Here is a 14,688-nt window from a genome sequence, read left to right as displayed (position 1 = left end):
GGACGGAACGCGAAGCACGGACGGATACGCGGGAGGACCCGTGGGCGGCTACGGAGACGGGCGCGTGGGCGGCTACGGGGACGGGCGCGTGGGCGGCTACGGGGACGGGCACGCCGCCGGGCACCGCGTGGGGGCCGTCGCCGGCACGGCGCCCCCCGCGGTGGAACTGCGCGGCGTGCGCCGCACCTACGGCCGGGGTGCCGCGGCGGTGCACGCGCTGCGCGGCATCGACCTGGCGCTGCCGCGGGGCACGTTCACCGCGGTGATGGGGCCCTCCGGCTCCGGCAAGAGCACCTTCCTCCAGTGCGCGGCGGGCCTGGACCGCCCCTCGGACGGCGCGGTGCTGCTCGGCGGCGAGGACATCACCGGGCTGAGCGAGGACAAGCTGACCCGGTTGCGCCGCAGCCGGATCGGCTTCGTCTTCCAGTCGTTCAACCTGCTGCCGTCGCTGACGGTCCAGCAGAACGTGCTGCTGCCCCAGCGACTGGCCGGGCGGCGCCCCGACCGGCGCTGGGCCGCCGCGATGCTCGGCCGGGTCGGCCTGGACGGCTACGGCAGGCGGCGCCCCGGCCAGCTCTCCGGCGGACAGCAGCAGCGTGTGGCGGTCGCCCGCGCGCTGGTCACCGGCCCGGAGGTGGTCTTCGCGGACGAGCCGACCGGCGCGCTCGACACGGGCACGGCCCGCGAGGTGCTGGCGCTGCTGCGGCAGGCGGTCGACGGCGGCCCGGACGGGACCGGTCCGGCCGCGACCGTGGTGATGGTGACCCATGACCCGGTCGCCGCGTCGTACGCCGACCGGGTGCTGTTCCTGGCGGACGGCAACCTGGCGGGGGAGCTGGTCGCTCCCGACCCGAAGACGGTGGCGGACCGGATGGTCGCGTTGACCGCGCGGGGCGGGGGAGGCGGGGTTCCGGGTGCCGAGGCGGGCGCGGGTGCCGCGGCGCCCATGGGTGCGTCCGGTGGGTCCGGTGCGTCCGGTCCGCCCGGTGCTTCCGGTGCCGGGGCTCCGGGTGCGCCGGGGGTTCCCGGCGGCCTCGCGGCGGGGGACGGCCGCGGCGCGCGGGGGAGGGTGGCGTGACGAACGGCCTGGCCCGTGCCTCCGTCCGCTTCCGGCCCGCCTCCTTCGCCGGCACGTTCGTCGCGCTGCTCTTCGCGGCCGTGGTGGTCACCGCCTGCGGCGTCCTGCTCCAGACCGGGCTGACCGCCCATGTGCCGCCGGTCCGCTACGCGCGCGTACCGGTCGTGGTCGCCGCCGACCCGCAGGCCCACCTCACCACCGGCCATGGCGACGACCGCGACACCGACTCCGAGGCCCTGCCCGATCAGCCGCGCCTCGCCACCGGCCTGGCGGCGCGGATCGCCGCCCGCCCGGGCGTGGCCGCGGCCGTCCCCGACATCGCCTTCCCGTTGGGCGCGACGCGCGGGGGCGCGGGCGGCGCCGAACTCCCGCGGCTCACCGGCCGGAACTGGTCCGCACACCTGATCCCGCCGGCGTCGGACCCCGGTTCGGCGTCCGGCGGCGCGGCGAACGGGAGCACGGGCGCCACGGCGGGGACGAGTGGGACGACCGGGACGAGCGGCGCCGTACGCGCGCCCGGCGCGGGCGAGGTGGTGCTCGACGCCGGCGCGGCCCGCGCGGCCCACCTGTCCGTCGGGGACACCCTCACCCTGTTCGCGCCCGGGCGGACCGCCGCCTACCGCATTTCGGGGCTGGTCCCCGCCGACGCCTCGACCGGCCCGACCGCGTATCTCGCCGACTCCGCCGCAGATCCGCTCTCCGGCCACCCCGGCCGCGCGGACGCCATCGCCGTCTTCCCGAAGCCCGGCACCGGCACCGCCGCGCTCGCCGACCAGGCCCGCCTGGCGGTCGGCGGCCGCGCGAAGGTGCGCACCGGCGACGGCCGGGGCGCGGCCGAGCAGCCCGGACTCGCCGAGGGCAAGGAGGTGATGACCGCGATCGGCGGCTCCTTCGGAGGGATCGCCACGGCCACGGCCGTCTTCGTGGTCATGGGCACCGTCGCCCTCGCCGTCGGCCAGCGCGGCCGGGAGATCGCGCTGCTGCGCGCGATCGGCGCCACCCCGCGCCAGATCCGCCGGACCGTGGCGACCGAGGCGCTGCTCGTCGCCCCGGTCGCCGGCGCCGCCGGGATCCTGCCCGGCGTCGGACTGGCCCGCTGGTGGCTGCGGCAACTCGTCCACCGGGGCGCGGTGCCGCGCGGAGTGACGCTCGACGTCGGCTGGATTCCGATGGCGGCCGCGATCGGCGCCGGTCTGCTCGGGTCGCTCGTGGCCGGCCACCTCGCCGCGCGCCGCCCCTCCAGGGCCCGGCCCAGCCGGGCGTTGGGCGAGGCCGCGGTCGAACGCCGCAGGCCCGGCGTGGTCCGTACGGTGCTGGGCGTGGCCGCGGTCGTCGGCGGTTGCGTGGTGGCCGGCGTCGCCTCCCACCAGACCGGTGACGACGCCGCCTCGGTGGCGCTCGGCATCGTCTTCTGCCTGATGGCCGGGGTGGCCTTCCTCGGCCCCGTGGTGGCCTGGCTGGCCGCGGCGGTGCTGGGGATGCCGCTGCGCGCGTCCGGCTCGGTGCCGGGGATGCTCGCCGCCGCCAACACCCGGACCGCCGCCCGCCGGCTGGCCGCCGCGATCACCCCGATCGCGCTGGTCACCGCCTTCTGCGGCACCCTGCTGTGCATGCAGGGGTCGCTCACCCACGCCTCGTCGCGGCAGCTCCGCCAGGCGGTCGTCGCCGACCAGGTGGTCGGGTCCGGCGGTGCCGGACTGCCCGCCTCCGCCGCCGGCCGCGCCGCCGCGCTGCCCGGCGTGGACACCGCGGTCGGCGTGCTGCGCAGCGGCGCGCTCGTCCGGGAGGGCGGCGGGCTGGACTCGGCGAGCCTCGTCGGCGTCTCCGGCGACCCCGCGGCCCTGCCGAAGGTGCTGCAACTCGGCGTCGAGGAGGGTTCGTTGGCCGACCTCACCGGCGGGGGCCGCACGGTCGCGGTGGACACGCTGCTGGCGGGCACCGCCCACGTGAAGGTCGGCGGACGCCTCTCGCTCCGGCTCGGCGACGGCACCGCGGTCCGCCCGACGGTGGTCGCGATCTACGCACGCGGCCTGGGCGTCGGGCAGTTGCTCATGCCGCGGAGCGCGGTCGCGCCGTACGCGGCAACCGCGAACGACGCGCAGGTGCTCGTGCGCGACGCCCCGGGCGCCGACCCGGCCGCGGTCCGGCGGGAGTTGGCCGGCCTGGGGGTGCCGGGGAGCACCGTCACCGACCGGGCGGGCTACCGGGCGCAGGCGGACCGGGACCTCGAACTCAACGCGTGGTCCAACCAGGTGATGGCCGCCGTGCTCGGCGGGTTCGCGGCCGTCGCCGCCGCCAACACCCTCGTCATGACGGTCCTCGACCGCCGGCGCGAGGTCGCGCTGCTCCGGCTGGCGGGGACCACCCGGCGGCAGGTGCTCGGGATGATGCGCTGGGAGGCGCTGGTGGTCGCCGTGGCGGGGCTCGCCGTCGGCGCCGTGATCGCCTGGGTCACCCTGGTGCCCATCGCCCGCGGCCTCACCGGTGCGAGCCCGTACGTCCCGCCGCTCACCGGTGCGGGCATCGCCGGGGGTGCGGTGGCGCTGGCGCTGGCCGCGACGCTGCTGCCCGCGCGGCTGCTGGTGCGGCGCCCCGCCGCCCCGTAGCGGGGCGAGGCCCTTCGGAGGCGCGGCCCGGGCCGCCCGCCCGGCCCCCGTACGGTGCCGCGCCGGCGCGTCCCGCGGGGCCCGTGCGGGCGGTCCTGCGGCGGAACGGGAGGACTCCCCCGGATGACGAACGCGGAAACGGACATTCGCGCCCGGAGATGGGCATTCCGCGTTCGCCCCCCGTTACGGCGAACGCCACTTCCGCTGCCAACCATCCCCGTGGGTGCCCCACGTCCGGGGCCGCTCGCACGCCACAGCCTCCCCACGGGGGAACGACATGCCCGCACCCGAGACCGCCCGTACCCCTTCCGCTTCCCCTTCCCACGTCGACCGCCGCGCCCTGCTGATCGCCTCCGGCACCGGCCTCGCGGCGGCGGGCGGCGCCGCCGCCTGGCTGTTCGGCCCCGGCTCCGACCGGGCCAGCGCCCGGGCCACCACGGCGCCGGCCGCCTCCGCTGCGACCACCACCCCGCCGCCGACCACCCCGCCCGCACCCGTGGAGCCGACCCCCGTCGGCACCACCCTGCACTCCGTGGCGACCCCCACCGGCAAGGGCGCGTACCGGCGGCTGACCGACGGCCCCGGCTGGAAGCGGGTGGTGCGCGCCGACCTCGCCCCCGCGCACCCCGGCCGCACCGACCGCCGTACCGTGCTCGCCGCCTTCGTCCAGCTCACCGACCTGCACGTGATGGACGTCCAGTCCCCGCTGCGGATGGAGTGGATGCGCGAGCACGGTCCGCACGACTGGCGCCCGCACGAGGCGCTGTCCGTGCTGAGCACCCTCTCGATCATCGACCGGGTGAACAGCCTGCGCGGCGGCCCGGTCACCGGCCACCCGCTGGCGTTCGCGATCACCACCGGCGACAACACGGACAACAACTCCACCATCGAACTCGACTGGTTCCTCACCGCGATGAGCGGCGGCCGGATCGACCCCAACACCGGTGACCCGCAGGCGTTCGAGGGCATCCAGAACTCGGGGCTGCCGCTGTTCTGGCAGCCGGAGAACGCCCGCACCGACGCCGACAAGAAGCTCGGCTTCCCGCACCTGCCCGGCTACCTGTCCGCGGCTATGCGCCCGCTCACCGCGCCCGGCCTGAAGATCCCGTGGTACTCCACGGTCGGCAACCACGACGCCCTGTTCAGCGGCGCCTACCGGTCCGGCCCGCACGGCTCGTTCGCCGCGCAGACCGCCGTGGGCGACCGCAAACTGGAGCAGGTGCCGCACGCCGACATGATGCGCGTCTACGAGGCGGTGAGCGCGCAGCGGGACCCGGACGGCGCGCTGGTCCGCGAGGTGCTCCAGCGGTACGCCCGCACCGCCCGCACCGTCACCCCGGACGCGCGCCGCGTCCCGTTCACCCCGCAGGAGTACCTGGCCGCCCACCTCGACCCGAGCCGTACAGGCGCCGGTCCCGTCGGCCACGGCTACGCCGCCGAGGGCGTGGACGCCGACCACCTGTACTACACCTTCCCGGTCGCCGACGGCGTGCTCGGCGTCAGCCTGGACACCACCGACCGGGGCGGCGCGTTCCTCGGGTCCATCGGCTCCGAACAACTCGACTGGCTGGACCGCACGTTGGCCGAGCACGAGGACGAACACGTGCTGGTCTTCAGCCACCACGCCAGCCACAGCATGACGAACCTGCGCACCGACCCGGCCCGGCCCGCGGAGAAGCGGCACGGCGGCGCCGAGCTGACCGCGCTGCTGAAGAAGCACCCGAACGTGCTGGCCTGGGTCAACGGGCACAGCCACCACAACCGGATCGACCCGCGCGACACCTTCTGGGAGGTCAACACCGCGTCCCACGTGGACTATCCGCAGCTCGCCCGGATCATCGAGATCGTCGACAACCACGACGGGACGCTGTCGCTGATCACCACGCTGATCGAGTCCGCGGCACCCCACCGCACCGACTTCCACGACCTGTCCACCACCGGACTGGCCTCGCTCTACCGGGAGTTGGCCTTCAACGCGCCCGGCGCCGACGTCGCCTCCGCCGGCGGCGCCGCCCACGACCGCAACGCCGAGCTGCTGGTGCGGAAGAGGTGAACCGCCGGTCGCCCGCGCCCGGGTGGGCCCGGCGAGGGGCTCAGCGCGGGGTGACCACCACGTAGGCGGCCGGGTCGAGTTCGCAGGACGCCCCCAGCGCCGTCCTGACCACGGCCGCCTGCTGCGCCATCGCGTCGCGCAGCTTCGCGGGGGACAGGAACACCATCGTGACGCCCAGCGACTCCAGGTGCTCGCGCTGCCGGGCGTAGTAGGACCACAGCGCGTCGTCGGCCGGGTCCAGGCAGAGCGCGACGCCGTGCTCCGGCCAGAAGGCGTCCACGCCGCCGAGCGGCGGGCCGCCGGGCAGCCGCAGGTCCACGTTCCACGCCGGGTCGGGCAGGCTGTGGGCGCGCACCATCGTGTAGAGCCGCTGCTCGGCCATCGCGCGGTCCTCCGTACGCAGTACGTCCACCGCGCGCCGCACCGTCGGGCGGTGCAGCAGCCCGGCGCGGGAGAGTTCCCGCAGCACCGCGGAGCCGTCGCAGTGCCCCGACCGCACCGCCTCGGTCAGCAGCGCCCGTACGGCGTCGGTGTCGGCGAGTACGGCGATCGCGTCGGCCAGCGCACGCGGCACCGGAGCGCACGGCAGCCCCACCACGTCCGTCGGGCACGGCAGTTCGCGGGTGCGGTGCACGTGGACGTCGCCGGCGTCGCGCAACCGCCGCTGCCAGGGCACCAGCACGTCGATCACCGGCAGGCCGATCAGCGGGGGGACCGAGCTGAAGCGGTACAGGGCGAGCGCGGCGAGACCCGTGAGCACCGCTTCCCGGCCGCCTCCCACGGGGCCGTGCCGGTCGGGGTCGCGGCCCGCGTACAGCAGGGCGGCCCGGAGGCGTTCCTCGCTGCTGGGCGGGCCGGAGTGCAGCAGGCACACCTGCGGCAGGACCTGCTGCCAGCGGCCGCCCGGACGGCAGTGCTCGCCGATCTCCGAGGCCGTCAGGCCGAGTTCGCGCAGGCGGCGGAACGTCACCACCGTCTCGTCGCAGCCGTCGCGGCGGTCCAGGGCGTGGGGGGTCAGGTCGTTCGCGGTCATGGCCGAGTGTTTCCCGCCGAACGGGGTGGAACTAACCCTTGTTACACGCTCGTCGACAAAACCGGACAACGCCGGGCTAAAGTACCGGGGCCCGCCTGCCGAGTTGCCCTGCCGGGGGCTGGGCCGCCCGCCCGCCTTGCCTCCGCGGCGGGGTTGCCGGACCACCGGCCGGTGGGTGGCTGGTCGCGCAGTTCCTCGCGCCCCTGGGGGGGTGCGGGTTGTTCGTGGTGGAGGCGCCGCCCGCCCTGCCCCCGGGGCGGGGTTGCCGGACCACCGGCCGGTGGGTGGCTGGTCGCGCAGTTCCTCGCGCCCCTGGGGGGGTGCGGGTTCTTGCGGGGTGGGGCGCCGGGGGTGTGGTGGTCCGGCGCCCCTGGGGCGGGGTGGTCAGCGGGAGGGAGCGTCGCACTGTTGGGCGCGGAGCGCGCGGGCCAGGTCGTCGCGGCCTTCGAGCACCAACCGGCGCAGCGCGGGGGCGGCTTCGGCCCGCTCGGAGAGCCACTTGTCGGTCTCCGCCAGGACGAGCGCCCCCTCCTGGAAGGACGGGTAGAGCCCGCGCACGACGTCCATCGCGATCTCGATCGACCGCTCGGCCCAGACCCGTTCGATCGCCGCGAAGTAGGGCGCGACGTACGGAGCGCCCAACTCCCGCTGCCCCGGCTGGACGAAGCCCGCGAGGGTCGCCTCGACCAGCGCGTTGGACAGCGTGTCGGAGTCCACCAGCGCGGCCCAGGCGGCCGCCTTCACCTCCGGGTCGGGCCGCGCCGCGAGGCACCGCACCTCGTGCCGGTGGCCGGACGCCGTGTCGTCGCGCCCGCGCTCCGCCGCGACCGCGTCGGCCCCGGCCGCCCCCTCGGAGACGAGCGCTTCGAGGAACGTCCAGCGCAGCTCCTGGTCCACGTCGAGCCCGTCGATCTTCGCCGAGCCGTCCAACAGCCCCTGGAGCAGTTGCAGATCGGCCGCGGTGGCGGCCACCGCCGAGAAGAACCGGGCCCACGCCAGTTGGTGCCCGCTGCCCGGCTCGGCCTGCCGCAGCTCGCGCAGCGCCCCCTCCGCGAGGGACGCGCCCGCCTCCTGCCGCGCGTCCGGCGCCACGTAGTGCTCCAGCGCGCTGCGCGCCTGGAGGTGCAGCGACTGGAGCACCCCGATGTCGCTCTCCTGCCCGGCGAAGCGCAGCACCAGCTCCAGGTAGTCCCGCGCGGGCATCAGCGCGTCCCTGGTCATGTTCCACACCGCCGACCACGCCAGTGCCCGTGCCAGCGGGTCGGTGAGTTCGCCGAGCCGCTCGCGGAGCGTGGCGAGCGAGACCTCGTCGAAACGGGTCTTCGCGTACGTCAGGTCGTCGTCGTTGACCAGCACCAGGTCCGGCCGCGGCTGCCCGGTCAGCTCGGTCACCGCCGTGGACGGCCCGGCCACGTCGGCCTCGGCGCGGGCGTAGCGCTCCAACGCGCCCTCGGGCGTGCGCCGGTAGAGGCCGACCGCGATCCGGTGCGGCCGCAGCCGGGGCCGCGCGCCGTCCGCGGTCTGCGCCACCGACAGCTCGGTGATCCGGCCCTCCGCGTCGCAGACCACCTGCGGGGTCAGCGAGTTGACGCCCGCGGTCTCCAGCCACGCGGCCGACCAGGCGGCCATGTCCCGCCCCGACGTCTCCGCCAGCACCGACAGCAGGTCCGCCAGCGTGGTGTTGCCGTACGCGTGCCGCTTGAAGTAGCGCCGCGCCGCCTCCAGGAACGCGTCCCGCCCGACGTACGCGACGAGCTGCTTGAGTACCGAGGCGCCCTTGGAGTAGGTGATCCCGTCGAAGTTGAGCTTCGCCGCCTCCAGGTCCGGGATGTCGGCCACCACCGGGTGCGTGGAGGGGAGCTGGTCGGCCCGGTAGGCCCACGCCTTGCGGCGGTTGGCGAAGGTGATCCACCCCTCGGTGAACTCCGTCGCCTCGACCAGCGCGAACGCGCCCATGAAGTCGGCGAACGACTCCTTCAGCCACAGGTCGTCCCACCAGCGCATGGTCACCAGGTCGCCGAACCACATGTGCGCCATCTCGTGCAGGATGACGTTGGCCCGGCCCTCGTACGACGGCCGCGTCACCTTGCCGCGGAAGACGTACTCCTCGCGGAACGTCACCAGGCCCGGGTTCTCCATCGCGCCGAGGTTGTACTCCGGCACGAACGCCTGGTCGTACTTCCCGAACGGGTACGGGTAGTCGAAGCTCTCGTGGAAGAAGTCCAGCCCGCGCCTGGTCACGTCGAAGATCGCGTCGGCGTCGAAGTGCCGGGCCAGCGAGCGGCGGCACAGCGCGGACAGCGGGATGTCCAGCACCGCGCCGTCCGGGTGCGTGCGCGCGTAGTGGTCGTGCTCCACGTGGTACGGCCCGGCGACCACCGCGGTGATGTACGTGGAGATCGGCTGGGTCGGCGCGAACACGGTGGTGGCGCCGCCGCCCTCGGCCGGCACGGGGTCGCCGTCGGCCGCGCCGTTGCTCAGCACCGTCCATCCCTCGGGCGCGGTGACCCGGAAGGAGAAGGGCGCCTTCAGGTCCGGCTGCTCGAAGTTCGCGAACACCCGGCGGGAGTCGGCCGGTTCGTACTGCGTGTAGAGGTAGACCTCGCCGTCCTCGGGGTCCTCGAAGCGGTGCATGCCCTCGCCGGTCCGGCTGTAGGCGCACCGGGCGTCCACCACCAGGGTGTTGCGCTCGGCCAGGCCGTCCAGCGCGATCCGGGTGCCGTCGAAGACCGTGGCCGGGTCGAGGTCGCGGCCGTTGAGGCGCACCGACGCCACCGACGGCGCGATCAGGTCGGCGAAGGTGGACGCGCCCGGCCGCGAGCAGCGGAAGTCGATCACCGTGGTGGACCGGAAGGTGCGCGGTCCGCTCCCGGCGGCCGGGCCGACCGCGGAGCGCACGTCCAGCGCGACGTCGTACCGCTCCACGGACAGGATCGCGGCCCGCTCGCGGGCCTCCTCACGGCTCAGGTTCTCGCCGGGCACGTGGCGGCTCCTCTCGGTCTCGGCACTCCTGCCGTCGGGTGCGCCGGGTCGCGGCGCCCTGGCATCCTCCCACGGGCCCCTCGGCCCCGCGGGGCGGCGACGGGGAATGGGGCGGGGCGCGCCGCGCGTTGTACGCCGAGGTGGAAGGCGTCAGCCGCCGGCCACCCGACCCTGACCCGAAGCTGTCCACGAGGAGCGCGCAGTGACCGCGACCGCCGCCGAGAAGACCCCCGCCGACTTCTGGTTCGACCCGCTGTGCCCGTGGGCCTGGATGACCTCCCGCTGGATGCTGGAGGTGGAGAAGGTCCGCCCGGTCGAGGTGCGCTGGCACGTGATGAGCCTCGCGGTGCTCAACGAGGACAAGCTCGACACCCTCCCCGAGCAGTACGCCACCTTCCTGCGCGACGCGTGGGGCCCGGTCCGGGTCGTCACCGCCGCCCGGGAACTGCACGGCGACGAGGTCGTCGGCCCGCTCTACACCGCGCTCGGCACCCGCTTCCACAACCGGGCCGAGCCCAAGACCCGCGAGACCGTCGTGGCGGCCCTGGAGGAGGTCGGACTGCCCGCCTCCCTCGCCGACTTCGCGGACTCCGAGGAGTACGACACGCAGCTCCGCGCCTCCCACAAGGAGGGCATCGACAAGGTCGGCCAGGAGGTCGGCACCCCGGTGATCGCCGTCCCCGGCGCCGACGGCGAGCAGATCGCCTTCTTCGGCCCGGTCGTCACCCCCGCCCCCAAGGGCGAGCAGGCCGCCCAGCTATGGGACGGCACCCTGCTGGTCGCCGCGATCCCGGGCTTCTACGAGATCAAGCGCACCCGCACCCAGGGCCCGATCTTCGACTAGCGTTGGCGGAACTCCACAGTGCGATGGGCGGCGGGGCGGCTTCGTACGGAGTCGCCCCGTACCCGTGTCCGCGGCTCTTCATGGCGTGACGAGTCTCACGTGAGCTGCTGAAAAGGCGTGCGATCCGGGCACGGAGGGCGAGGGGCGGAGGAGCCCGGCGTGCGGGTGAAGCCTCCAAGCGGGGCGGCCGCGCTTTGTCGGGGTCCGACGATGATCGGCGGACGGCCGCTGCGCTAGCGTCGCGGTGTCCCGACCGTCTCGCACCCTCGCGGAGTCATCCATGAGCACTGCCGCCTCCACGGCCCCCGGCGCCGTCCTCGCCGATCTGCTGCCCGCCTCCTCGGCCCACCGGGCCCGGTTGCGGGACGCCGCGCTCGTGGCCGGCGGAGCCGTGCTCACCGGACTGGCCGCGCAGATCTCCGTGCCCGTACCGGGTTCGCCGGTGCCGGTCACCGGGCAGACCTTCGCCGCGCTGCTGGTCGGCACCGCGCTCGGCGCCCGCCGCGGCTTCGCCGCCCTCGCGCTGTACGCCGCCGCGGGTGTGGCCGGGCTGCCGTGGTTCGCCGAGGGCAGCTCCGGCTGGTCCATGCCGACCTTCGGCTACATCCTCGGGATGATGCTCGCCTCCGCGGTCGTGGGCGCCCTCGCCCGGCGCGGCGGCGACCGCACCGTGCTGCGGACCGCCGGGGTCATGGTGCTCGGCTCGGCCGTCGTCTACGCGGTCGGCGTGCCCTACCTCGCGCACGCGGCGCACCTGTCCATGGCCGACGCCGTCCGCCTCGGCCTGCGGCCCTACCTCCTCGGCGACGCCCTCAAGGCCGCACTGGCCATGGGCTTCCTGCCCACCGCCTGGCGCCTCCTCGACCGCGGGTAGGGCCTGTCCGGGGGTGCCCCGGCCCGCGAACCGCCCCGGGCCGGCGGAACGGGGCACCCCGCGGGGTGGGACAATCACCGCATGCGCGTCTACCTCGGCTCCGATCACGCCGGCTTCGAACTCAAGAACCACCTCGTCGAGTGGCTGAAGGCCAACGGCCACGACCCCGTGGACTGCGGCCCCCACATCTACGACGCGGTGGACGACTACCCCCCGTTCTGCCTGCGCGCGGCGACCCGTACGGTCGCCGAACCCGGCACCCTGGGCATCGTGATCGGCGGCTCGGGCAACGGCGAGCAGATCGCCGCGAACAAGGTGAAGGGCGTGCGCGCCGCGCTGGCCTGGAGCGAGGAGACCGCCTCCCTGGCCCGCCAGCACAACAACGCCAACGTCCTGAGCATCGGCGCCCGCATGCACACCCAGGAGGAGGCGCTGAAGTTCGTCGAGGTCTTCCTCGCCACGCCGTACTCCCAGGAAGAGCGCCACCAGCGCCGCATCGACATGCTCGACGCCTACGAGGAGACCGGCGACCTCCCCCCGGTCCCCGCCCACCACCCGCGGCAGGACTGACCTCAGCGCATGCCCGAGGGCCACACGATCCACCGGCTGGCGCAGGACTGCCAGGACCGGTTCGCCGGGCTGCCGGTCCGGGCCGGCAGCCCGCAGGGCAAGTTCGCCGACGGCGCGGCGCTGCTCGACGGCGCCGTGCTGGACGCCGCGGAGGCGCACGGCAAGCACCTGTTCCTCGGCTTCGCCGGCGTCGGCTGGGTGCACGTCCACCTCGGCCTGATCGGCAAGGTCGCCTTCGACGACGACCCGGTGACCGACACCGTACGGCTGAGGCTGGTCGGCGGGCGGCACGGCGAACACGCGATGAACCTGCGCGGGCCGGCCGCCTGCGAGCTGATCACCGACGGCGAGAAGCAGGCGGTGCACGACCGGCTCGGCCCGGACCCGTTGCGCGCCGACGCAGACCCCGAGCCCGCGTGGGCGCGCGTGTCCCGGTCCCGGATCTCCGTCGCCGCGCTGCTGATGGACCAGAAGGTGCTCGCCGGGGTCGGCAACGTCTACCGCGCCGAGGTGCTCTTCCGGCACGGCGTGGACCCCTTCCTGCCCGGCCGGGCGCTGCCCCGCCCGGTGTGGGACGCGATGTGGGCCGACCTGGTGGTGTTGATGCGCGCGGGCGTGCGCGCCAACCGGATCGACACGGTGCGCCCCGAGCACGAGCCCGAGGCGATGGGCCGGCCGCCGCGCCGCGACGACCACGGCGGCGAGGTGTACGTCTACCGGCGCACCGGGCAGCCGTGCCTGGTGTGCGGCACGGAGGTGCGCACCCGGCCGCTGGCCAACCGCAACCTCTTCTGGTGCCCCGCCTGCCAGCCGCCGGACCCCGCGGCCGCGTGACCGGCCGGCCGTGAGGCCGGGCCGCGCCGATCAGTCCACCGGGATGCCCTGCGGCGACTTGATCCGCTTCATGATCATCTGCGAGTTCACGTCCGAGACCCCGGGCAGCGCGATCAGCTTGTCGGTCCAGAACTTCTCGTACGCGTCGGAGTCCGCCACCGCGATCCGCAGCAGGCAGCCGGGCGCCCCGTAGAGCCGGTACGCCTCCACCACGTCGGGCGTCGACTGCACCTCGGCCTCGAACGCGGCCACCGACTCGCGGTCGCGGTGCACCTCGACCGACGCGAAGACCTCGAACCCCCGCCCGACCGCCGCCGGATCGACCACCGCGCGGTAGGTGCGGATCACCCCGTCGTCCTCCAGTTGCCGCACCCGGCGCAGGCAGGGGGAGGGGGTCAGACCCACCCGCTGGGCCAGTTCCTGGTTGGTCAGCCGGCCGTCGGCCTGCAACTCGCGCAAGATACTTCTGTCGATGGCGTCCATAAGGGGGATTCCTACCACGTAGCGGCGCCATACCGACCGGTATTGGCAATCATATGGCAGGTCTACGCGCATATCATTGTGCTGGGGAATGCCGTGCGCCCGGGGAGGCGCGACACCAGTCAGGGAGGCTGCGCATCGTGCGTCACGTCGTGGTCATCAGCACCGGGGGAACCATCGCCAGCCGCTGGCAGGGCGACGGATACGCGGCCGAGGCCGCAGGACAGGAAGTGCTCGCCGCGGGCGCCGTGCCCGAGGGCGTGGACGTGAGCGTGGTGGACCTGTTCACCGTCAACAGCTCGCGGCTGACCACCGCCCACCAACTGCGCCTGCTGCACGCCGTGCACGAGGCGCTGGCCGACCCCGGAGTGGACGGCGTCGTGGTCACCCACGGCACCGACACCCTGGAGGAGTCCGCCTTCTTCCTCGACCTCTTCCACGACGACCACCGCCCGGTGGTCCTGACCGGCGCGCAGAAGCCGCTGGACGCCGAGGACGGGGACGCGGCCGGCAACCTCTACGACGCGCTGCTGACCGCCGCCTCCGGCCGCGACATCGGCGCCGTGATCGTCTTCGGCGGCCAGGTGTACGCGGCCCGGGGCACCGTCAAGAAGCACACCGTGGACGCCCACGCCTTCGGCGACCCGGACGGACTGCCGCTGGGCCGACTGGAGTTCGGCCGGGTGAGCTGGGGCCGCCGGCGCCCGCGCCCGGCTGCGCTGCCGATGCCCGCACCGGGCGTGACCGGCCCCCGGGTGGACATCCTCACCCACCACAGCGACGCGGACGCGGTCCTGCTGAACGCCGCGCTGGCCGCCGGCGCCCGCGGCCTGGTCGTGGCCGGCACCGGAGCGGGCAACGCCAACCCCGAGATCGCCGACGCGGTGCGCCGGGCCGTCGCCGACGGCGTGCTCGTCCTGATCAGCACCAGGGTGCCGGCGGGCGCCGTCGCGCCGCTGTACACCGGCGGAGGCGCGGTGGACCTGGTGGCGGCCGGCGCGCGGCTGGCCGGCTCGCTGCGCCCGGCCCAGGCGCGGATCGCGGTGCTCGCGGCGCTGCTGGCCACCCCCGGGGGCGAGGACCCCGGACAGACCCTGGAAGCGGTCCTGCGGGCGACCCCGCAGGCGCTGCGGGCGTCAGAGCTTTATCTGGTTGATGGTGTCGGCCACTGAGTTGAGGAAGCGGTTGATGTCCGGCGCCATGTTCGTGGAGGCCAGGAAGAAGCCGAACAGGGCCGCCACGATGGCCGGCCCCGGCTTGATGGACTTGGCCCGGATCATCACGACCAGCACGATCGCGAGCAGCAGTGCGGCAGACAGGGAGATAACCATGAC

Annotated in this window: 12 protein-coding genes; 8 read left to right on the top strand and 4 right to left on the bottom strand. The window is 75.0% G+C overall.

Going from position 1 to position 14,688, the window contains the following annotated elements:
- Nucleotides 1-127: 127 nt before the first annotated feature.
- The 3 genes from RVR_RS11365 to RVR_RS11355 all read left to right on the top strand — a co-directional run bounded on the left by RVR_RS11365 (nt 128) and on the right by RVR_RS11355 (nt 5,737).
- Nucleotides 128-1,078, top strand: coding sequence for an ABC transporter ATP-binding protein (locus RVR_RS11365; protein WP_237405287.1), 951 nt, complete (start codon nt 128-130; stop codon nt 1,076-1,078).
- Nucleotides 1,075-3,684, top strand: a complete 2,610-nt coding sequence (locus RVR_RS11360; protein ID WP_202233735.1) for an ABC transporter permease — start codon at nt 1,075-1,077, stop codon at nt 3,682-3,684. Before RVR_RS11365 ends, RVR_RS11360 begins: the two co-directional genes overlap by 4 nt.
- A gap of 277 nt (nt 3,685-3,961) precedes the next feature.
- Nucleotides 3,962-5,737 carry a TIGR03767 family metallophosphoesterase gene (locus RVR_RS11355; RefSeq protein WP_202233734.1) on the top strand — a complete coding sequence of 592 codons (1,776 nt, stop codon included), beginning with the start codon at nt 3,962-3,964 and terminating at the stop codon, nt 5,735-5,737.
- A gap of 40 nt (nt 5,738-5,777) precedes the next feature.
- Here the strand turns inward: RVR_RS11355 and RVR_RS11350 are convergent, their stop codons facing one another.
- Nucleotides 5,778-6,770, bottom strand: coding sequence for a hypothetical protein (locus RVR_RS11350; RefSeq protein WP_237404688.1), 993 nt, complete (start codon nt 6,768-6,770; stop codon nt 5,778-5,780).
- Nucleotides 6,771-7,154: 384 nt separating this feature from the next.
- The gene (pepN, locus tag RVR_RS11345; protein ID WP_202233732.1) at nt 7,155-9,752 is read right to left on the bottom strand and encodes an aminopeptidase N; all 2,598 of its coding nucleotides are present in this window, start codon (nt 9,750-9,752) and stop codon (nt 7,155-7,157) included.
- 202 nt (nt 9,753-9,954) lie between these two features.
- Here pepN and RVR_RS11340 point away from each other — a divergent pair, with 202 nt between their 5' ends.
- The 4 genes from RVR_RS11340 to RVR_RS11325 all read left to right on the top strand — a co-directional run bounded on the left by RVR_RS11340 (nt 9,955) and on the right by RVR_RS11325 (nt 12,874).
- Nucleotides 9,955-10,596: a mycothiol-dependent nitroreductase Rv2466c family protein gene (locus RVR_RS11340; protein WP_202233731.1), complete on the top strand. Its 642-nt coding sequence runs from the start codon at nt 9,955-9,957 to the stop codon at nt 10,594-10,596.
- A 280-nt stretch (nt 10,597-10,876) separates the two neighbouring features.
- Nucleotides 10,877-11,470 carry a biotin transporter BioY gene (locus tag RVR_RS11335; protein WP_202233730.1) on the top strand — a complete coding sequence of 198 codons (594 nt, stop codon included), beginning with the start codon at nt 10,877-10,879 and terminating at the stop codon, nt 11,468-11,470.
- Nucleotides 11,471-11,551: 81 nt separating this feature from the next.
- On the top strand, nt 11,552-12,040 hold the full coding sequence (locus tag RVR_RS11330; RefSeq protein ID WP_202233729.1) for a ribose-5-phosphate isomerase: 489 nt from the start codon (nt 11,552-11,554) through the stop codon (nt 12,038-12,040).
- A 9-nt stretch (nt 12,041-12,049) separates the two neighbouring features.
- Nucleotides 12,050-12,874 (top strand): Fpg/Nei family DNA glycosylase, encoded by an 825-nt coding sequence (locus RVR_RS11325; protein ID WP_202233728.1) that lies wholly within the window; start codon nt 12,050-12,052, stop codon nt 12,872-12,874.
- A 30-nt stretch (nt 12,875-12,904) separates the two neighbouring features.
- Here the strand turns inward: RVR_RS11325 and RVR_RS11320 are convergent, their stop codons facing one another.
- On the bottom strand, nt 12,905-13,357 hold the full coding sequence (locus RVR_RS11320) for an Lrp/AsnC family transcriptional regulator (protein ID WP_202233727.1): 453 nt from the start codon (nt 13,355-13,357) through the stop codon (nt 12,905-12,907).
- A gap of 137 nt (nt 13,358-13,494) precedes the next feature.
- Between RVR_RS11320 and RVR_RS11315 the strand changes: the two genes are divergently transcribed.
- On the top strand, nt 13,495-14,526 hold the full coding sequence (locus RVR_RS11315) for an asparaginase (RefSeq protein ID WP_202233726.1): 1,032 nt from the start codon (nt 13,495-13,497) through the stop codon (nt 14,524-14,526).
- Here RVR_RS11315 and RVR_RS11310 read toward each other — a convergent pair.
- Nucleotides 14,491-14,685 carry a hypothetical protein gene (locus tag RVR_RS11310; protein WP_202233725.1) on the bottom strand — a complete coding sequence of 65 codons (195 nt, stop codon included), beginning with the start codon at nt 14,683-14,685 and terminating at the stop codon, nt 14,491-14,493. The two genes, RVR_RS11315 and RVR_RS11310, sit on opposite strands and share 36 nt — an antisense overlap.
- Between the last annotated feature and the right edge of the window lie 3 nt (nt 14,686-14,688).

It is taken from the genome of Streptomyces sp. SN-593 (assembly GCF_016756395.1).
Classification (GTDB): domain Bacteria; phylum Actinomycetota; class Actinomycetes; order Streptomycetales; family Streptomycetaceae; genus Actinacidiphila; species Actinacidiphila reveromycinica.
The sequence above is the reverse complement of the archived record's forward strand: the minus strand, read 5'-3'. Positions and strand labels throughout refer to the sequence as shown.

Excerpts from the sequence above, each read along its gene's own strand:
- RVR_RS11355 (WP_202233734.1), top strand. The coding sequence starts at position 3,962 with ATGCCCGCACCCGAGACCGCCCGTACCCCTTCCGCTTCCCCTTCCCAC.
- RVR_RS11350 (WP_237404688.1), bottom strand. The coding sequence starts at position 6,770 with ATGACCGCGAACGACCTGACCCCCCACGCCCTGGACCGCCGCGACGGC.
- RVR_RS11335 (WP_202233730.1), top strand. The coding sequence starts at position 10,877 with ATGAGCACTGCCGCCTCCACGGCCCCCGGCGCCGTCCTCGCCGATCTG.
- RVR_RS11330 (WP_202233729.1), top strand. The coding sequence starts at position 11,552 with ATGCGCGTCTACCTCGGCTCCGATCACGCCGGCTTCGAACTCAAGAAC.
- RVR_RS11325 (WP_202233728.1), top strand. The coding sequence starts at position 12,050 with ATGCCCGAGGGCCACACGATCCACCGGCTGGCGCAGGACTGCCAGGAC.
- RVR_RS11320 (WP_202233727.1), bottom strand. The coding sequence starts at position 13,357 with ATGGACGCCATCGACAGAAGTATCTTGCGCGAGTTGCAGGCCGACGGC.
- RVR_RS11310 (WP_202233725.1), bottom strand. The coding sequence starts at position 14,685 with ATGGTTATCTCCCTGTCTGCCGCACTGCTGCTCGCGATCGTGCTGGTC.